Source organism: Streptomyces sp. NPDC003943 (genome assembly GCF_053605265.1).
On record NZ_JBSGIW010000039.1, the window covers coordinates 15445 to 33759 of the forward strand.

Sequence of the window (18315 nt, forward strand, 5' to 3'; positions counted from 1 at the left end):
GCCATGGCCTACCGGCCGTCCAAGCAGTTCAAGAAGACCCTGTTCGGCAGCGGCGCCGTCCTCGTCCTCGCGGCCCTCAACGCCCCGGCGGCCGTCTCCTTCGCGACCGAGAAGTACCACGCGTACAAGATCGCCCAGCCCGGCTACCAGAAGAAGTACGGCTCCTGGGCCGTCGTCGACGTGCCGCCGCAGTACAAGATCAACGCCATCCACGCCGCCCTGCTGCACACCGGCAAGGTGCTGCTTGTCGCCGGCTCCGGCAACAACCAGAAGAAGTTCGACGCCGGCACCTTCGACACCATCCTCTGGGACCCGGCGAAGAACACCTTCAAGAAGATCCCCACCCCCGAGGACTTCTTCTGCTCCGGCCACACCCAGCTCGCGAACGGCCACCTCCTCATCGCCGGCGGCACCGCCCGCTACGAGGTCCTCGACGGAAAGGTCAAGAAGGCCGGCGGCGGCATGCGGGTCAAGAACGAGAGCCCCGACAAGGCCGTCACCCTCAGGAAGGGCACCGTCTTCCGCTCCCCGTCCGGCGTCGAGTACGTGTCGAAGTTCGACGTCACCGTCCCCAAGGCCAAGCGCGAGTTCGAGATCTCGTACTTCAAGAGCGGCCAGATGAAACCGTGGAAGACCAAGGTCACCGCCGCCGAGGCACGGGTCTTCGTCGAGGCCGTCGAGGCCGGCCCGCAGGCGCTCACCACCGAGGCCGCGCAGTACGAGGTCGTCGGCCTCAAGGGCGACGACGCCGACAACGTCTACGGCCTCGCCCAGAAGCTCACCACCGAGAAGCAGGACTTCCAGGGCATCAAGGCCGCCTACGAGTTCGACCCGAAGGCCGAGCGCTACATCCCGGTCTCGCCCATGAAGGACGCCCGCTGGTACCCCACCCTCGTCACCCTCGACGACGGCAAGGTGCTCGCCGTCTCCGGCCTCAACGACGTCGGCGACGTCGTCCCCGGCGACAACGAGATCTACGACCCCGCCACCAGGAAGTGGTCCAAGGGCCCGTTCCACTACTTCCCGACCTACCCCGCGCTCTTCCTCACCAAGGGCGGCAAGCTCCTCTACACCGGCTCCAACGCCGGCTACGGCCCCGCCGACAAGGGCCGCGAACCCGGCCTGTGGGACCTGAGGAAGAACTCCTTCACCAAGCTCCCCGGCCTCACCGACCCCGACCAGCTGGAGACCTCCGCCTCCCTGCTGCTGCCGCCCGCGCAGCACCAGAAGGTGATGGTCCTCGGCGGCGGCGGGGTCGGCGAGTCGCCCGCCTCCACCGCCCGCACCTCGATCATCGACCTGTCCAAGGACAGCCCGGTCTTCCAGGACGGCCCGCGGCTGCCCCGGGGCACCCGCTACCTCAGCAGCGTGCTCATGCCCGACGACACCGTCTTCACCAGCGGCGGCTCGGGCGACTACCGGGGACGCAGCGGCAGCGACATCCTCAAGGCGCAGTTCTACGACCCGAAGAGCAACGCCTTCAGCGAGGCCGCCGAGCCGACCGTCGGCCGCAACTACCACTCCGAGGCGCTGCTCCTGCCCGACGGCCGGGTCGCCACCTTCGGCTCCGACCCGCTCTTCGACGACGCCGACAACACCAAGCTCGGCACCTTCGAGCAGCGCATCGAGGTCTTCACCCCGCCCTCCCTGCACCGGGCCGGCGCCGACCGGCCGGTGCTCGGCGAAGGCCCGCGGGAACTCGACCAGAACGGCCGCGCCACCTTCAAGACCAGGGACGCCGGCCGGATCGCCAAGGCCCGGCTGATGCGCCCGAGCGCCGTCACCCACACCACCGACGTCGAACAGCGCTCGGTGGAACTGGGCCTGACGAAGGACCCGGACGGCGTGACGGTCACCGTGCAGGTGCCGAAGGACCGGACCCTCGTGCCGCCCGGCTGGTACATGCTGTTCGTGACGGACCGGGACGGGATCCCGTCCGAGGCGAAGTGGATCCAGGTGTCCTGACCGGCCTCGGTCCGCTCATCCCTTGGCCCGGCGCGCCAGACCGAGGGCGTACTCCGGCCACCATGTCCCCGCGGCCGGGCCGCCCCGGCAGGTGCCGTCCGAGTCGCCGGGCCGCTTGATCCACAGATACGCGTCGACCAGCTCGTCCCCGGTCCGGTCCGTCGGCGGAGTGCCGAGGGCCCGGCCGGGCGGGTTGCACCACCCCTCGGCCCGGTCGCCAGGCAGCGGCCCGTCGCCGTTGCGGCTGGTGTCGATGGTGAAGTGGGCGCCGCCGAGCAGCCGCGACAGACCCGCGCCGAAGCCCCGTACGACGTCGTTGGTCTGGAAGTTCGACACGTTCAGCGCGAAACCGTCGGCCCGCCCGACGCCCGCCCGGCGCAGCGGCTCCACCAGCTTGTCCGGGGTGTGCAGCCAGGCCGGGTTTCCGGCGTCGAGATAGACCCGGGTGCGCGGCTGCCGCTTGAACCGGTCCACCGCCTCCGCGAGCAGCTGCAGCCGCTCCTCGTGGTACTCGTCCGGGGTGCAGCCGTCCACGATGTGCGGCACCGCGTCCGGTTCCAGGATGACCACCGCCGGCGCGTCCCCGATCGCCCGGGCGAACGCGTCCACCCAGCCCCGGTACGCCTGCCCGTCGTGCGCCCCGCCCGCCGAGTACTTCCCGCAGTCGCGGTGCGGGATGTTGTACGCGACGAAGACCACCGTGCGCAGATCGCGCGCCGCGCCCCGGACCGCCTTGGTGACGTCCGGTACGGGGTCGGCGCCGTCCGGCCATTCGGCGACCGGCCGCTCCGAGATCCGCCGCAGCACCTTCGCGTCCTCCATACGGCCCTGCGCCTCGTACGCCTTCACCTGCCGGGCCGCGTCGCTGTCCGGGTCCACCCAGAACGGCGAGCCGGCGGTCGGGGGCGCCGCCTCGCCGCGCGCGGAGGGCGGGCCGACCGGAGCGGCGGGCCCGTCGGCGCCCGTACCGCAGCCGGCGAGCAGCAGGGCGCCGGCCAGGGCGAGGGAGCAGACACGGGCGGGGACGACGACGTGACGGCGGCGGGACATCCGGCCCCCAGGTTCGGGCTACGGGACGATGGCTCGTGACAGGTCGGGCCATCGTGACATAACGGTCAGTCGGCGTCCGGCTGCGACACCGCGAGCGCGATCCCCAGCGGCGTCCGCTCGTACAGCACCTGGTGCCCGTAGCGGCGCGAGGTGAGCAGGCCGGCCCCGCGCAGCACCGACAGATGCGCCGACACGGACGAGGGCGCGAGCCCCAGCCGGTGCGCGAGCGCCGAGGTCCCGGCCGGCTCGTCCAGCGCGCACAGCACGTCCGCCCTGGCCCGACCCAGCAGCCGCGCCAGCGCGTCCGGGGTGCGCTCCCGGGCCTCGGTCCACAGCCCGCCGATGCCCCGCGCCGGGTACGCGACCGTCGGCTGCCACGGCGGATCGAAACCGCTCACCACGTCCGGCCAGATGAAGACGGACGGCAGCAGGACCAGCCCCTGGCCCTCCAGGGCGCGCACGTGCTCGCCGCGGTAGTGGTCCACGACGAGCGTGGCCGTCTCCTCCGACCACGCGAAGGCCGGGTGCAGCTCCGTGAGCAGCCGCTCCAGACCGACCTCGGCGAGCCGCCGCGAGTGGTACGCCACGTCCGCCTCCAGGAGCGCCCGCAGCCGCGGCCACTCGGGCGCCACCAGCGCCTCCCAGGCCCGTTCCACCAGATCCGCCAGCCAGCGCACGGAACCGGCCGGATCCGCGAGCATCCGCCGCCCGGCAGGGGTCCGCGCCGCGCCCGGAGTCTCGGCCAGCGCCCGGGCGAGGTCATCCGGCACCAGGGCCGGATCGGTGTCGCGTACGGCCGCGATCTCCTCCTCGAACGTCGCCGCGGGTCCGATCGGCGGCGGGTAGAGGAAGTCCGGGTTGTGTCCGCGCAGCGGCATCAGCAGATGCAGCGGCGCGAGATCCAGGCCGCGCGCCGCCTCCGTGATCCGCCGCAGCCACGGCAGGTGGTACCCCTGCTGCCGGGGCCGGGCGAGCACCCGCACCGCGCACTGCGTCTCCCACAGCGGAGAGATCGCGAACCGGGTTCGCAGCGGATCGGCCTCGCCGAAGTGCAGGTGGTACGGCACGGCCCCCCCGGGAAGCGCGGCAAGCGCGGCAGAGATTCGGCTGGAGCCGAAAGTCTAGGGCGGCGGCCGGACAGGCCGCACGCTGCCGTCATGCCCACGAACGACACCCGGGCGCGCACCGGCGCGCCCGCGGCCGACGCTGCCCGGAAACCCGGCTACCGCGCCGTCTTCGCCGTACGCGAGTTCCGCTTCGTCTTCGCCGCCCACCTCTGCTCGCTCCTCGGCGTCGTCGTCAGCGAGCTCGCGCTCACCGTGCTCGTGTACGACCTCACCCGCTCCCCGCTGATGTCCGCCCTCACCTTCGCGCTCGGCTTCCTGCCCCGCCTCCTCGGCGGGACCCTGTTCGCGGGGACCGCCGACCGGCATCCGCCGCGCCGGGTGCTCGTCGTCTGCGACCTGGTGTGCGCCGGGTGCGTGGCGCTGATGGTCGCGCCCGCGGTCCCGGTCGCCGGGCTCCTGGTGCTGCGGGCCGTGGTCGCCGTCGTGTCACCCGTCTTCACCGGGACCCGGATGGCGACGCTCGCCGACATCCTCGGCGAGGGCGATCTGTTCGTGCTCGGACGGTCGCTGCTGCGGATCGTCGCGCAGAGCGCGATGCTCGCCGGCTTCGGGGTCGGCGGGGTGCTGCTCACCGTCGTACCGCCGCGCGGCGCCCTCGTCATCACCGCCCTGACCTTCCTCGCCTCCGCGCTGCTGCTGCGCCTCGGCACCGCCCGCCGCCCGGCCCGCGCCGCCGACGGGCGGCGCGAAGGACTCCGCTCCACCTTCGGCCTGCTGCGCGACCGGCGCCTGCGGGCCCTGATGCTGATGTTCTGGCTGCCGCCGCTGTTCGCCGTCGTGCCGGAGGCCCTCGCCGCGCCCTACGCCGACGAGACCGGGATCTCGACGGCCGCCCTCGGGCTGCTGATGTGCGCGCTGCCGGTCGGCACGATCGCGGGCGAGCTGGCCGCCGGCGCGTTCCTGAGCGCCGGGGCGCGGGCCCGGATCGTGCTGCCGCTCGCGGCGACCGGGCTGCTGCCGTTCCTGCTGTACGCGGTGGGGCCCGGCCCAGGTCTCGCGGCCGCCGCGCTGTTCCTGGCCGGCGCGACCGGCGCGTACACCCTCGGGCTCGACGCCTGGTTCGTCGCCGCCGTGCCGGACGGGCGGCGCGGGCGGGCGATGACGCTGATGACCGCGGGCATGATGACCACGCAGGGCGTCGGCATGGCGGGCGCGGGCGTCGCCGCCGAGTTCGCCTCGGTGCGCGCCGTCGTCGCCGGGACCGGCGTCCTCGGCACCGCGGTGCTCGTCTGGCTGGTGGCGGAGGTCCGCGCGACGGCCCGGGCGGCGGCGGAGGCGACCGAAAGGCGAGACGCGGCTGACCGTCAGATGACCCATGGGTAAGGTCGACGCGTGCCGAAGCCGCTCAGTCTCCCCTTCGACCCCATCGCCCGCGCCGACGAACTGTGGCAGAAGCGCTGGGGCCCGGTCCCGTCGATGGCCGCGATCACCTCGATCATGCGCGCCCACCAGATCCTGCTGGCCGAGGTCGACGCCGTGGTCAAGCCGTACGGGCTGACCTTCGCCCGGTACGAGGCGCTGGTGCTGCTGACCTTCTCCAAGGCCGGCGAGCTGCCGATGTCCAAGATCGGTGAGCGGCTGATGGTCCACCCCACGTCCGTGACGAACACGGTGGACCGACTGGTGAAGTCCGGCCTCGTCGCCAAGCGGCCCAACCCCAACGACGGCCGCGGCACCCTCGCCTCCATCACCGGGAAGGGCCGCGAGGTGGTCGAGGCGGCGACCCGCGACCTGATGGGGATGGAGTTCGGCCTCGGGGCCTACGACGCGGAGGAGTGCGCGGAGATCTTCGCGATGCTGCGTCCGCTGCGGGTGGCGGCGGGCGACTTCGACGAGTCCTGACCGGTCCTGACCGGGCCCTGTCACGCGTCCCGGGCGAGCCCGACCCGCGCGAAGATCGCCCGGATCGGGCGGTTAGTCTCGATGCCATGAAATCCAGCGTGCTGACCCGCTACCGCGTCATGGCGTACGTGACCGCGGTCATGCTCCTCGTTCTGTGTGCCTGCATGGTCGCCAAGTACGGCTTCGGCGTCGGCAAGGACCTGACCCTCGTGGTCTCCCAGATCCACGGCGTCCTCTACATCATCTACCTCGTCTTCGCCTTCGATCTGGGCTCCAAGGCCAAGTGGCCGTTCGGCAAGCTCATCTGGGTGCTGGTGTCGGGCACGATTCCGACGGCCGCGTTCTTCGTCGAGCGCAAGGTCGTCGCCGAGACGCTTCCGCTGGTCAGCGGCGCGCAGCCGGCCCCGGCCAACGCCTGACGCTGAAGCCCCGCACATATGTGCGGGGCTTTGCCATCGACATTTACTAGGACGTCCTAGTAAATTTGAAGCATGGACGCTGACGCGATCGAGGAAGGCCGCCGTCGCTGGCAGGCCCGTTACGACAAGGCCCGCAAGCGCGACGCCGACTTCACCACGCTCTCCGGCGACTCCGTGGAGCCGGTCTACGGCCCGCGCCCCGGGGACACCTACGAGGGGTTCGAGCGCATCGGCTGGCCGGGCGAGTACCCCTTCACCCGCGGTCTGCACCCGACCGGCTACCGGGGCCGCACCTGGACCATCCGCCAGTTCGCCGGCTTCGGCAACGCCGAGCAGACCAACGAGCGCTACAAGATGATCCTGGCCGCCGGCGGCGGCGGGCTCTCGGTCGCCTTCGACATGCCGACCCTGATGGGCCGCGACTCCGACGACCCGCGCTCGCTCGGCGAGGTCGGCCACTGCGGTGTCGCCATCGACTCCGCCGCCGACATGGAGGTCCTCTTCAAGGACATCCCGCTCGGCGACGTCACCACCTCGATGACGATCTCCGGCCCGGCCGTCCCGGTCTTCTGCATGTACCTGGTCGCCGCCGAGCGGCAGGGCGTCGACCCGGCCGTCCTCAACGGCACGCTGCAGACGGACATCTTCAAGGAGTACATCGCCCAGAAGGAGTGGCTCTTCCCGCCGGAGCCGCACCTGCGCCTGATCGGCGACCTGATGGAGCACTGCGCGGCCGGCATCCCCGCGTACAAGCCGCTCTCGGTCTCCGGCTACCACATCCGCGAGGCCGGTGCGACGGCCGCGCAGGAGCTCGCGTACACCCTCGCCGACGGCTTCGGCTACGTGGAGCTCGGCCTCTCCCGCGGCCTTGACGTCGACGTCTTCGCGCCCGGCCTCTCCTTCTTCTTCGACGCGCACCTCGACTTCTTCGAGGAGATCGCCAAGTTCCGCGCCGCCCGCCGGATCTGGGCCCGCTGGATGAAGGAGGTCTACGGCGCCAAGACCGACAAGGCGCAGTGGCTCCGCTTCCACACCCAGACCGCCGGTGTCTCGCTCACCGCCCAGCAGCCGTACAACAACGTCGTGCGGACCGCCGTCGAGGCCCTCGCGGCCGTCCTCGGCGGCACCAACTCCCTCCACACCAACGCCCTCGACGAGACCCTCGCGCTCCCCAGCGAGCAGGCCGCCGAGATCGCGCTGCGCACCCAGCAGGTGCTGATGGAGGAGACCGGCGTGGCCAACGTGGCCGACCCGCTGGGCGGCGCCTGGTACGTCGAGCAGCTCACCGACCGGATCGAGGCCGACGCCGAGAAGATCTTCGAGCAGATCAAGGAGCGCGGTCTGCGCGCCCACCCGGACGGCAAGCACCCGATCGGCCCGATCACCTCCGGCATCCTGCGCGGCATCGAGGACGGCTGGTTCACCGGCGAGATCGCCGAGTCCGCCTTCCAGTACCAGCAGGCCCTGGAGAAGGGCGAGAAGCGCGTCGTCGGTGTCAACGTGCACCACGGCTCGGTCACCGGCGACCTGGAGATCCTGCGGGTCAGCCACGAGGTCGAGTGGGAGCAGGTCCGGGTCCTCGGCGACCGCAAGGGCAAGCGCGACGAGGCCAAGGTGCGCGCCTCCCTGGACGCCATGCTGGCGGCGGCCCGGGACGGCTCCAACATGATCCCGCCGATGCTCGACGCCGTACGGGCGGAGGCCACGCTCGGCGAGATCTGCGACGTGCTGCGCGACGAGTGGGGCGTCTACACGGAGCCGGCCGGCTTCTGACGCCTTGTGACGCATGAGGGGCGGTACGGGAACTCCCGTACCGCCCCTCCGTCGTGCACCGGCCGCCCGGGTGCCGTCCTACGTCGCGGCCGCCGCGCCCAGGCCGCCGAGGAGCAGCGCGGAGAGGCGGGCCGCCCAGGGTCCGTCGACCGGCTCGGCGCTCACCAGGGCGCGGTGCACCACCGCGCCGGCGACCACGTCGAAGATGAGGTCGTCGAGGGCGGCCACGGTCGCCGGCTCGCGCTCCCCGGGAAGTTCGCCGCGTTCCTGGGCGCGCTGGCGGCCCTGGAGGACGAGGCGCTTCTGGCGGTCGACGATGGACGCGCGGATGCGCTCGCGCAGTGGCTCGTCGCGGGTGGACTCGGCGACCACGGCCATCAGGGCGGTCTTGGTCTCGGGGCGTTCGAGGAGTGCGGCGAACTGCAGCACGACGTGTTCGATGTCCGCCTGGAGGGAACCCAGATCGGGGAGTTCGAGTTCGTCGAAGAGGACGGCGACGGCGTCGACGACGAGTTCGTTCTTGTTGCCCCAGCGCCGGTAGAGCGTGGTCTTGGCGACCCCGGCGCGGGTGGCGACGTCGCCCATGGTCAGCTTGGACCAGCCGAGGTCCACCAGGGCCGCCCGGGTCGCCTCCAGGATGGCCGTGCCGGCCTCGGCTGAACGCGGGCGTCCGGTACGGCTGTGGGGGCTGGTGCGGCGGCACATGGGGGACATGGACGACGACCATACCCGTCAGTAGGTATTGCGCCAGGGGGCGGTGATGTGAGGCAGTTCACCCGTCTTCCCGCTGCGGCGCTCCATGCTCGCCCCTTACGCTACGACCCGTAGCGAAAGACTCCGCGGCACTCGCCCGGTCACCTCGCGACAACCACCGCGCCGGGTGGGGACCCGGCGCACACGAACACGAGAACCGTGCCGTCCGGCCCCGGACGGCACGGTTCGGCCATGGCTTACCGGTTACGCGCGCGGAAGGGGGAGGATGGACCCATGCAGCCCCGAAACATGTCCATGAGCGGCGTCGTCGACCTCGCCGCGGTGAAGGCGGCCGGTGAGGCCAAGGCGAAGGCGGAGCAGGCGCGCGCCGAGGCGGCGCGGCACGGCGGTTCGCCGGCCGTCACCCCCTCCGCCCTGGTGATCGACGTCGATGAGGCGGGCTTCGAGCGCGACGTGCTCGAGCGCTCCGCAGAGGTCCCGGTCGTCATCGACTTCTGGGCCGAGTGGTGTGAGCCCTGCAAGCAGCTCGGCCCGCTCCTCGAGCGCCTCGCCGTCGAGTACAACGGCCGCTTCCTGCTCGCCAAGGTCGACGTCGACGCCAACCAGATGCTGATGCAGCAGTTCGGCATCCAGGGAATTCCGGCCGTTTTCGCGGTCGTCGCCGGCCAGGCCCTGCCGCTCTTCCAGGGCGCGGCGCCCGAGGCGCAGATCCGGCAGACCCTCGACCAGCTCATCCAGGTCGGCGAGGAGCGCTTCGGTCTCACCGGGCTCCGGGTCGACGCGGACGCGACGGCGGACGGCGGCCCGGCCGCGCGTCCGGCCGGCCCGTACGACGCGCTGCTCGAAGCGGCCATGTCCGCGCTCGACGCGGGTGACATGGCGGGCGCGGTCCAGGCGTACAAGAACGTGCTCGCGGACGACCCGGAGCACCCGGAGGCCAAGCTCGGCCTCGCCCAGGCCGAACTGCTCGCGCGGGTGCAGGACATGAACCCGGCCGAGGTGCGCAAGAACGCGGCCGACAACCCGGCCGACGTGGCCGCGCAGATCGCCGCCGCGGACCTGGATCTGGTGGGCGGTCATGTGACGGACGCCTTCGGGCGGCTCGTCGACACCGTGCGCCGCACGTTCGGCGAGGACCGGGACGCGGTGCGGGTCCGGCTCCTGGAGCTCTTCGAGGTGATCGGCCCCGAGGACCCGCGGGTGATCTCGGCCCGGCAGGCCCTGGCGAGCGCCCTGTTCTAGGCGTTCCGGGTCGTCAGTCCGCCCCCGGAAGGGGACGATTTGGCGACACAGTGACATTCGGCGGCCGCGCTTTACCAAAACTTGGTAATCGTGGCCGCTGTTACTTGCAGTAAATCGATCTCGCGATTCTGTCCGAGTTCCTCCGGTCTCATCGCCCTTTGTCGTGTGACCCGGTGGCACCCTGTGTGCCCGGACGGCGGCAGCCCGTCGTCTCGTGGTTATCAGGCCGTTACTAGCGAGTAACGAACCCCCTTGTGCGGGCGCCCGTAATGGACCACGATCGGCCACGCTCGGTCCGACACCGCACCAGCCCGGCACACCCGCCGAACGGCGCGGCGGAGGGTCCCCACCGAGCGGGCCGACGGCCCCGCCGTCGGCCGTGGACAGGGGGGTTCCTGCTCTGACCGGCAGGGCCTGTCCAATCCGGCCGCGCATACGGCGTGGCCAGTGGTTGTCGCTCGGGGGTGATCGCCGGTGATTCGGACGCGCGTCGTGCCGCCTGAGCCCTCGGCGCTCTCCTTCCCGAGGACGTAGCACTTCTCCCATCCCAGGACGGGCCCCTGGGCCCATCCGGAGATGTACGTCCGAGAAGGAGGAATTCTCATGAAGTCCCAGGTTCGTGGCGGGACCAGATGGAAGCGGTTCGCCGTCGTCATGGTGCCGAGCGTGGCCGCGACGGCCGCCATCGGTGTCGGCCTGGCCCAGGGCGCGCTCGCCGCGTCCTTCAGCATCTCCGGCCAGGAGTTCAAGGTGAAGGCCGACAGCCTCGTCGGCACTGACTTCGTGCAGTACGGCAGCGTCGACGGTGGCAAGGACCTGGAGGGCAAGGACTTCGCCGCCCCGGTCGCCGTGTCCGGCTTCTCCGAGGCCTGGATCACCAACATGTGCCAGTCCGTCGTGACGCCGAACGTCCCGTTCGTCGGCGACGTGACGCTGGTCCTGAAGGCCGGTACCGAGGGCGCCAACGACGACGCGAAGAAGGTCTACGCGAAGAACATCTACCTGGATGTCTCCTCGCTGAAGACCAACGCCGAGTTCGAGAACATCGACATCGGCGTCGCGGCGGGCGCGCTGCCCAAGGCTCCGGGCAAGCCGGGCATCCAGCCGGGCACCAAGGCCAACCCGTACGGCTTCGGCCAGCGCGCGGAGAAGGCCAAGCTGACGGACGTCCACCAGACCGCGTGGGCGACCACCGCCGGCACCTTCAAGCTGCCCGACCTCGACCTGTCGCTGCACCGCGGCAAGGCCGAGTGCTTCTGACGCGAAGGTCCCTGACGGACTGACGCCTGGGGTGTGGGGCCGCCCAGTGCGGCCCCTCACCCGCTCCCCGGGCCAGCGCCCGCGCATCGAGCACCTTTTTCTCAGTACCACCGCTTTCAGGGAGCTGTTTCCATGAGCGCCGAGACCACTGCTTCCCGCGGAGTTCGCAAGGAGAACCGGTTCCGTGTCTGGCGGCAGACGCGGCCCTTCTGGGCGGGCCTGTTCACCATGATCGGCGGCGTGCCGATCGCCTACCTGCCGTACGGCGACATGCGGCTCGGCAACGTCACGCTGGCCATGTCGACGACGGCGGGCGCCGGCGCGCTGATCATCGGCGTCCTGCTCATCACGCTCGGACTCACGATGTGGTTCCAGCCCGCGGTCAGAGTCTTCGCGGGCGTCGCGGCGATCGTGCTCGGGCTCATCTCCATCCCCGTGTCGAACTTCGGCGGCCTGGTCGTCGGCTTCCTCTTCGCCCTCGTCGGCGGCGGCATGTCCGCGTCCTGGGCGCCGGCCGACCCCGAGGCGGAGCAGCCGGCCGAAGAGCCGGCGGAGGAACAGCCCGTGGTGGCGGCCCTGGCCGAGACCGCCCCGGGCGAGCACCACTTGCACGACGGCACGACCGGAATGACGCAGCCGCTGATCCCCCAGCAGGGTGCCGAGGCGCCGGTTGCCGAGACCACGACCGACGCCAACGGCGGGAGGAACAGTGCGGGGTGACGAAACACAGTCGGCCGGGACGACGAGAGGGCCGCGCCACGCGGCGCCCCGCAAGTCCTTCCTGAACAAGATCCACGTGCCCGCCGGCAAGGCGATGGCCCTCGCGGCCATGCCCACCGCGGTGCTCGTGGGCATGGGCCTGGCACCCCGGCTCGCCCTCGCCGACACCAACGGCACGGACATTCCCTTCGCTCCCGGTCCCTGCGTGACCCGCTCGGACGAGCCGACCCCCGACGCGACCGCCACCGCCAAGCCCGACGGGACGCAGTCCCCGAAGCCGACGGCGAGCGCCACCGCGACCGGGACGCCGTCGCCGGACACCTCCGCGAGCACCGGGCCGAGCACCGCACCCACGCCGACCGCGACCGCCGGCACCGGCGTGACGGCGCAAAAGCAGGCCGAGGCGCCCGCGCCTACGCCGACCGCCACCAAGTCGGTCAACCCGCTCGACCCTCTGGGTGTCGGCGACGCGCTCGGGGACCTGCTCGGCCTGCCGGGCAAGACCCAGGAGCCCACCACCACGCCGAAGCCGACCGCGACCGCGACGACGACCACGGCCCCGAAGCCGACGGCCTCGACGGCCCCGAGGCCGGAGCCGACTGCCGACAAGCCGACTGCCGGTACGTCCACCGACACGACCATCGACAAGACCAGGGACGCCATCAAGGCCGCCGCCGACAAGGCCGGTGCCACCACCACCGAGCTGGCCGACTCCGCCAAGGGCCTCGACGTCAAGAAGGACACGGACATCCCGGACGGCGCCAAGCCGCGCTTCCCGTGCCCGACGGCCGACCCGCAGGCGCTCGCCGCGGCCGACCTGGACGAGGGCGTGCCGCTGCTCCCGGACGACCCGTGGATCCTCCAGACCAGCAAGCTGGAGCTGCGCGGTCTCAAGTACCACGGCATCGTCGAGGTGAAGACGGGCAGCGGCAAGGTCAAGAAGGTCCTCAAGTTCACCGCGAACGAGGTGGACATCTGGAACCTGCACCAGCTGACCGTCCACTCCGACGGTCTGACCGGCCACGTCCGCTCCAACCCCGGGTCGGAGTCGACGATGCGCAACGGCACGGTGACCATGTACACGGAGGAGCTGAAGGGCAACCTCTTCGGCCTCATCCCGGTCACCTTCAGCCCCGAGACGCCGCCGCCGCTCGACGTGCCGTGGGCCGTCTTCACCAGCTGCACCGTGAAGCAGGCCGGCCAGTTCGGCGGCACGCTCACGGTGCCGGGCCTGCGGAACACGATCGAGCCCAGCTGAGTCCCCGTACCGCGGAGCACCGCACGGGAACCCGCGAGACCCTTCCGGGAGCCGCACACGACGGAGCCCCCGCCCCTCCGAGGAGGGACGGGGGCTCCGTCGTGTGCCGCGGGCGTCAGGCGCTCTCGGCGCCGCCCAGGTGGTGCACCCGGACCATGTTCGTGGTGCCGGGGACGCCGGGGGGCGAGCCGGCGGTGATGACCATGGTGTCGCCCGGGTTGTAGCGCTGGAGCTTGAGCAGCTCGGCGTCGACCAGGTCGACCATGGCGTCGGTGTTGTCCACGAACGGCACCAGGTGGGGCTCGACGCCCCAGCTCAGGGTGAGCTGGTTGCGGGTGCCCTCGTCGGTCGTGAAGGCCAGGATCGGCTGCTGCGTGCGGTAGCGCGACAGGCGGCGGGCGGTGTCGCCGGACTGGGTGAAGGCGACCAGCGCCTTGCCGTTCAGGAAGTCCGCGATCTCGCAGGCCGCACGGGCGACCGAACCGCCCTGCGTGCGCGGCTTCTTGCCCGGGACCAGCGGCTGCAGGCCCTTGGAGAGCAGCTCCTCCTCGGCCGCGGCGACGATCTTCGACATCGTCTTCACGGTCTCGATCGGGTAGGCGCCGACCGAGGACTCGGCGGAGAGCATGACCGCGTCCGCGCCGTCCAGGATCGCGTTGGCGACGTCGCTCGCCTCGGCGCGGGTCGGCCGGGAGTTGGTGATCATCGACTCCATCATCTGGGTGGCGACGATGACCGGCTTGGCGTTGCGGCGGCACATCTCGACGAGGCGCTTCTGCACCATCGGGACGCGCTCCAGCGGGTACTCCACGGCGAGGTCGCCACGGGCCACCATGACGGCGTCGAAGGCGGCGACGACGTCCGCCATGTTCTCGACGGCCTGCGGCTTCTCCACCTTGGCGATGACGGGGACCCGGCGGCCCTCCTCGTCCATCACCTTGTGGACGTCCTTGACGTCCTCGGCGTTGCGGACGAAGGAGAGGGCGACCATGTCGCAGCCCATGCGGAGGGCGAAGCGGAGGTCCTCGACGTCCTTCTCGGACAGGGCCGGGACGTTGACGGCCGCGCCGGGCAGGTTGATGCCCTTGTGGTCGGAGATGACCCCGCCCTCGATGACGACGGTCTTCACCCGCGGGCCGTCGACCTCGACGACGCGCAGCTCGACGTTGCCGTCGTTGATGAGGACCTGGTCGCCCTTGGAGACGTCGCCGGGCAGGCCCTTGTACGTGGTGCCGCAGATGGACTTGTCGCCGGGGACGTCCTCGGTGGTGATGGTGAACTCGTCACCGCGCACCAGCTCGACGGGGCCCTCCGCGAAGGTCTCCAGACGGATCTTGGGGCCCTGCAGGTCGGCGAGGACGCCGACGGCACGGCCGGTGTCCGCCACCGCCCGGCGGAGACGGTCGTACCGCTCCTGGTGTTCTGCCTGGGTCCCGTGGCTCATGTTGAATCGGGCCACGTTCATGCCGGCCTCGATGAGAGCCTTCAGCTGCTCATAGGAGTCGACGGCGGGGCCCAGCGTGCAGACGATTTTGGAACGGCGCATGAGGCGGATCCTATCGGTTTGTTTCGCGGCGGAATATTCCGTCTGGTGGAAAGTACAAATGGGCGGGGGGCCGCTCAGGCGTTCACTCCTTCGGGGGTCGATTCGCGCACAAGTGCGTAGCTCTGTCGGGCGATCTCCAGCTCCTCGTCGGTCGGCACGACGGCCACCGCCACCCGCGCGTACTCCGGCGAGACGATCCGGGCCTCGTCGGACCGCACGGCGTTGAGGTCCGCGTCCACCGCCAGGCCCAGCTCCTCCAGGCCGGCGATCGCGGCCTCCCGCACCGGGGCCGCGTTCTCGCCGACCCCGGCCGTGAACACCACCGCGTCGACCCGGCCGAGCACCGCGTAATAGGCGCCGATGTACTTCTTCAGCCGGTGGACGTAGATGTCGAAGGCGAGCGCCGCGCGCTGGTCGCCCTCGTCGATCCGGCGCCGGATCTCCCGCATGTCGTTGTCGCCGCACAGCCCGACGAGCCCGGACCTCTTGTTCAGCAGCTCGTCGATCTCCTGCGCCGACATGCCGGCGTTCCGCATCAGGTGGAAGGTGACCGCGGCGTCGATGTCGCCGGAACGGGTGCCCATGACCAGGCCCTCCAGCGGGGTCAGCCCCATCGAGGTGTCCACGCACCGGCCGCCCGCCACCGCCGACGCGGAGGCCCCGTTGCCCAGGTGCAGCACGATCACGTTCACCTCCTCGGGCGCCTTGCCGAGCAGCCGCGCCGTCTCCCGGGAGACGTAGGCGTGCGAGGTGCCGTGGAAGCCGTAGCGGCGGATCCGGTGCGCGTCCGCGGTCTCCACGTCGATCGCGTAGCGCGCCGCCGCCTCCGGCATCGTGGTGTGGAAGGCGGTGTCGAAGACGGCGACCTGCGGCAGGTCGGGGCGCAGCGACATCGCGGTACGGATGCCGGTGAGGTTCGCCGGGTTGTGCAGCGGGGCCACCGGCACCAGGCGCTCGATCTCGGCGAGGACCTCCTCGTCGATGACCGTCGGCGCGGTGAACCGCAGCCCGCCGTGCACCACCCGATGGCCTATCGCCGCGAGTTCGGGGGAGTCCAGGCCGATGCCGTCGGCGGCCAGCTCCTCGGCGACGGCCTTCAGCGCGGCCGCGTGGTCGGCGATGGGCCCGTTCTTCTCCCGCTTCTCCTGGCCGCTCCCCCGGAGCGGGGTGTGGACGAGGCGCGAGGTCTCCTCGCCGATCCGCTCGACGAGCCCCTGCGCCAGGCGGCTGTCGTCTCGCATGTCGAGCAGCTGGTACTTCACCGACGAGGAGCCGGAGTTGAGGACCAGTACACGGGTGGGGGTCGTCATGCCGGGAGCTCCTGGGCCTGGGACTGGATCGCCGTGATGGCGACGGTGTTGACGATGTCGCTGACGAGCGCGCCGCGCGAGAGGTCGTTCACGGGCTTGCGCAGACCCTGGAGCACCGGGCCGACGGCGACCGCGCCGGCCGAGCGCTGCACGGCCTTGTAGGTGTTGTTGCCGGTGTTGAGGTCCGGGAAGATCAGCACGGACGCCTGGCCGGCCACCTCCGAGCCGGGCAGCTTGGTCGCCGCCACGGACGGCTCGACGGCCGCGTCGTACTGGATCGGCCCCTCGATCATCAGCTCCGGGCGGCTCTCGCGGACCAGCTTGGTCGCCTCGCGCACCTTGTCGACGTCGGCGCCGGAGCCCGAGGTGCCGGTGGAGTACGAGAGCATCGCGATGCGCGGCTCGACGCCGAAGCGGGCGGCGGTGGCCGCGGACTGCACGGCGATGTCGGCGAGCTGCTCGGCGTCGGGGTCCGGGTTGACCGCGCAGTCGCCGTACACCAGCACCTTGTCCGCCAGGCACATGAAGAAGACCGACGAGACGATCGACGCGTCCGGCTTCGTCTTGATGATCTCGAACGCGGGGCGGATCGTCGCGGCCGTGGAGTGCACCGAACCGGACACCATGCCGTCGGCCAGGCCCTCCTCGACCATCAGGGTGCCGAAGTAGTTCACGTCCGAGACGACGTCGTACGCGAGCTCCACCGTCACGCCCTTGTGGGCGCGCAGCCGCGCGTACCTCTCGGCGAAGGCGTCGCGCAGCTCGGAGGTCTGCGGGTCGATCAGCTGGGTCTCGCCGAGACTCACGCCCAGGTCGGCGGCCTTCTTGCGGATGGTCTCGACGTCGCCGAGCAGGGTGAGGTCGCAGACGTCACGGCGGAGCAGCACGTCGGCGGCGCGCAGCACCCGCTCCTCGGTGCCCTCGGGCAGCACCACCCGGCGCCGGTCGGCGCGGGCCTGCTCCAGGAGCTCGTGCTCGAACATCATGGGGGTGACCCGGCCGCTGCGGGCCACGGAGAGCCGGCGCAGCAGGTCGCCGGTGTCGACGTGACGCTCGAAGACACCGAGCGCCGTCTCCGCCTTGCGCGGCGTCGCCGCGCTCAGCTTCCCCTCGAGGGAGAAGAGCTCGGCGGCGGTGGGGAAGCTGTTGCCGGGCACGGAGATGACCGGGGTGCCGGGGGCGAGCTTCGCGGCCAGGGTGAGGATCTCGTCGCTGGGCCGCTCGTTGAGGGTGAGCAGCACGCCGGCGATCGGCGGGGTGCCGGCCGAGTGCGCGGCGAGCGCGCCGATGACCAGGTCGGCGCGGTCGCCGGGGGTGACGACGAGGCAGCCCGGGGTCAGCGCGTTGAGGAAGTTCGGCAGCATCGCGCCGCCGAAGACGAAGTCCAGGGCGTCGCGGGCGAGCCCGGCGTCGTCCCCGAGGACGACGGAGGCGCCGAGCGCGTGGGTGATCTGGGCGACGGTCGGCGCGGCGAGGGCCGGTTCGTCCGGGAGTGCGTAGCAGGGCACCGGCAGCCTGGCAGCGAGCCGCTCGGCTATCGCGGCCCGGTCCTCGCCGGCGACCCGGTTGACCACCATCGCGAGCACGTCGCAGCCGAGCCCGTCGTACGCGCGGAACGCGTTGCGCGCCTCGGCCCGTACGGACTCGGCGGTCGCGCCCTTGCCGCCGACCACCGGGATCACCGAGGCGCCGAACTCGTTGGCGAGCCGGGCGTTCAGCGCCAGCTCGTCCGGCAGCTGGGTGTCGGCGAAGTCGGTGCCCAGGACGAGCACGACCTCGTAGTCGCGGGCGACGACGTGGAAACGGTCGACCAGGACGGAGACCAGCTCGTCGGTGCCCCGCTCGGCCTGGAGCGCGGACGCCTCGTGGTAGTCCATGCCGTAGACGGTGGCCGGGTCCTGGGTGAGCCGGTAGCGGCTGCGCAGCAGGTCGAAGAGGCGGTCCGGGCGGTGGTGGACCAGCGGCCGGAACACCCCCACGCGGTCCACCTGGCGGGTGAGGAGCTCCATGACTCCCAGCTCGACGACCTGCCGGCCGTCTCCGCGGTCGATCCCGGTCACGTACACGCTGCGCGTCACGCCGTGGTCTC

Annotated in this window: 15 protein-coding genes; 9 read left to right on the plus strand and 6 right to left on the minus strand. The window is 71.6% G+C overall.

The window, feature by feature from the left end; translation table 11 throughout:
• The first annotated feature begins 3 nt into the window (after positions 1-3).
• A complete protein-coding gene (locus tag ACWEV0_RS17935) occupies positions 4-1965 on the plus strand; it encodes a galactose oxidase-like domain-containing protein (protein WP_453150250.1) in 1962 nt (653 codons plus the stop codon).
• Positions 1966-1980: 15 nt separating this feature from the next.
• Here the strand turns inward: ACWEV0_RS17935 and ACWEV0_RS17940 are convergent, their stop codons facing one another.
• Together ACWEV0_RS17940 and ACWEV0_RS17945 are read right to left on the minus strand one after the other, a co-directional pair.
• Complete coding sequence (locus ACWEV0_RS17940; protein WP_453150251.1) at positions 1981-3015, minus strand: glycoside hydrolase family 6 protein; 1035 nt, start codon at positions 3013-3015, stop codon at positions 1981-1983.
• A gap of 65 nt (positions 3016-3080) precedes the next feature.
• Entirely contained in the window at positions 3081-4082 is a 1002-nt protein-coding gene (locus ACWEV0_RS17945; RefSeq protein ID WP_453150252.1) for a DUF5937 family protein, read from the minus strand.
• Between the two features lie 90 nt (positions 4083-4172).
• Here ACWEV0_RS17945 and ACWEV0_RS17950 point away from each other — a divergent pair, with 90 nt between their 5' ends.
• The 4 genes from ACWEV0_RS17950 to ACWEV0_RS17965 all read left to right on the plus strand — a co-directional run bounded on the left by ACWEV0_RS17950 (position 4173) and on the right by ACWEV0_RS17965 (position 8176).
• Positions 4173-5465 carry an MFS transporter gene (locus tag ACWEV0_RS17950; RefSeq protein ID WP_453150253.1) on the plus strand — a complete coding sequence of 431 codons (1293 nt, stop codon included), beginning with the start codon at positions 4173-4175 and terminating at the stop codon, positions 5463-5465.
• A 9-nt stretch (positions 5466-5474) separates the two neighbouring features.
• Positions 5475-5984 carry a MarR family winged helix-turn-helix transcriptional regulator gene (locus ACWEV0_RS17955; RefSeq protein ID WP_453150254.1) on the plus strand — a complete coding sequence of 170 codons (510 nt, stop codon included), beginning with the start codon at positions 5475-5477 and terminating at the stop codon, positions 5982-5984.
• 86 nt (positions 5985-6070) lie between these two features.
• Positions 6071-6403, plus strand: a complete 333-nt coding sequence (locus tag ACWEV0_RS17960; RefSeq protein WP_453150255.1) for a DUF3817 domain-containing protein — start codon at positions 6071-6073, stop codon at positions 6401-6403.
• 72 nt (positions 6404-6475) lie between these two features.
• A complete protein-coding gene (locus ACWEV0_RS17965) occupies positions 6476-8176 on the plus strand; it encodes an acyl-CoA mutase large subunit family protein (protein ID WP_403791957.1) in 1701 nt (566 codons plus the stop codon).
• A 78-nt stretch (positions 8177-8254) separates the two neighbouring features.
• Here ACWEV0_RS17965 and ACWEV0_RS17970 read toward each other — a convergent pair whose 3' ends face one another.
• Positions 8255-8881 carry a TetR/AcrR family transcriptional regulator gene (locus ACWEV0_RS17970; protein WP_453150284.1) on the minus strand — a complete coding sequence of 209 codons (627 nt, stop codon included), beginning with the start codon at positions 8879-8881 and terminating at the stop codon, positions 8255-8257.
• 282 nt (positions 8882-9163) lie between these two features.
• Here ACWEV0_RS17970 and ACWEV0_RS17975 point away from each other — a divergent pair, with 282 nt between their 5' ends.
• The 4 genes from ACWEV0_RS17975 (at position 9164) to ACWEV0_RS17990 (ending at position 13370) form a co-directional block, all read left to right on the plus strand.
• Positions 9164-10132, plus strand: coding sequence for a tetratricopeptide repeat protein (locus ACWEV0_RS17975; RefSeq protein ID WP_453150256.1), 969 nt, complete (start codon positions 9164-9166; stop codon positions 10130-10132).
• A gap of 603 nt (positions 10133-10735) precedes the next feature.
• Positions 10736-11392 (plus strand): DUF6230 family protein, encoded by a 657-nt coding sequence (locus ACWEV0_RS17980; protein WP_451608157.1) that lies wholly within the window; start codon positions 10736-10738, stop codon positions 11390-11392.
• 132 nt (positions 11393-11524) lie between these two features.
• Positions 11525-12112 (plus strand): DUF6114 domain-containing protein, encoded by a 588-nt coding sequence (locus ACWEV0_RS17985; RefSeq protein ID WP_453150257.1) that lies wholly within the window; start codon positions 11525-11527, stop codon positions 12110-12112.
• The gene (locus ACWEV0_RS17990; RefSeq protein WP_453150258.1) at positions 12102-13370 is read left to right on the plus strand and encodes a hypothetical protein; all 1269 of its coding nucleotides are present in this window, start codon (positions 12102-12104) and stop codon (positions 13368-13370) included. The genes ACWEV0_RS17985 and ACWEV0_RS17990 overlap by 11 nt, the downstream gene beginning before the upstream one ends.
• A 115-nt stretch (positions 13371-13485) precedes the next feature.
• Here the strand turns inward: ACWEV0_RS17990 and pyk are convergent, their stop codons facing one another.
• The 3 genes from pyk to pta all read right to left on the minus strand — a co-directional run bounded on the left by pyk (position 13486) and on the right by pta (position 18304).
• Entirely contained in the window at positions 13486-14916 is a 1431-nt protein-coding gene (gene pyk, locus ACWEV0_RS17995) for a pyruvate kinase (RefSeq protein ID WP_453150259.1), read from the minus strand.
• 74 nt (positions 14917-14990) lie between these two features.
• Complete coding sequence (locus tag ACWEV0_RS18000; RefSeq protein WP_453150260.1) at positions 14991-16226, minus strand: acetate kinase; 1236 nt, start codon at positions 16224-16226, stop codon at positions 14991-14993.
• Complete coding sequence (gene pta, locus ACWEV0_RS18005; protein ID WP_453150261.1) at positions 16223-18304, minus strand: phosphate acetyltransferase; 2082 nt, start codon at positions 18302-18304, stop codon at positions 16223-16225. The genes ACWEV0_RS18000 and pta overlap by 4 nt, the downstream gene beginning before the upstream one ends.
• Between the last annotated feature and the right edge of the window lie 11 nt (positions 18305-18315).

Bases quoted from the DNA above. Each gene is read 5' to 3' on its own strand.
- ACWEV0_RS17935 (WP_453150250.1), top strand. From the start codon at position 4: ATGGCCTACCGGCCGTCCAAGCAGTTCAAGAAGACCCTGTTCGGCAGC.
- ACWEV0_RS17940 (WP_453150251.1), bottom strand. From the start codon at position 3,015: ATGTCCCGCCGCCGTCACGTCGTCGTCCCCGCCCGTGTCTGCTCCCTC.
- ACWEV0_RS17950 (WP_453150253.1), top strand. From the start codon at position 4,173: ATGCCCACGAACGACACCCGGGCGCGCACCGGCGCGCCCGCGGCCGAC.
- ACWEV0_RS17960 (WP_453150255.1), top strand. From the start codon at position 6,071: ATGAAATCCAGCGTGCTGACCCGCTACCGCGTCATGGCGTACGTGACC.
- ACWEV0_RS17965 (WP_403791957.1), top strand. From the start codon at position 6,476: ATGGACGCTGACGCGATCGAGGAAGGCCGCCGTCGCTGGCAGGCCCGT.
- ACWEV0_RS17970 (WP_453150284.1), bottom strand. From the start codon at position 8,881: ATGTGCCGCCGCACCAGCCCCCACAGCCGTACCGGACGCCCGCGTTCA.
- ACWEV0_RS17975 (WP_453150256.1), top strand. From the start codon at position 9,164: ATGCAGCCCCGAAACATGTCCATGAGCGGCGTCGTCGACCTCGCCGCG.
- ACWEV0_RS17980 (WP_451608157.1), top strand. From the start codon at position 10,736: ATGAAGTCCCAGGTTCGTGGCGGGACCAGATGGAAGCGGTTCGCCGTC.
- ACWEV0_RS17985 (WP_453150257.1), top strand. From the start codon at position 11,525: ATGAGCGCCGAGACCACTGCTTCCCGCGGAGTTCGCAAGGAGAACCGG.
- pyk (WP_453150259.1), bottom strand. From the start codon at position 14,916: ATGCGCCGTTCCAAAATCGTCTGCACGCTGGGCCCCGCCGTCGACTCC.
- ACWEV0_RS18000 (WP_453150260.1), bottom strand. From the start codon at position 16,226: ATGACGACCCCCACCCGTGTACTGGTCCTCAACTCCGGCTCCTCGTCG.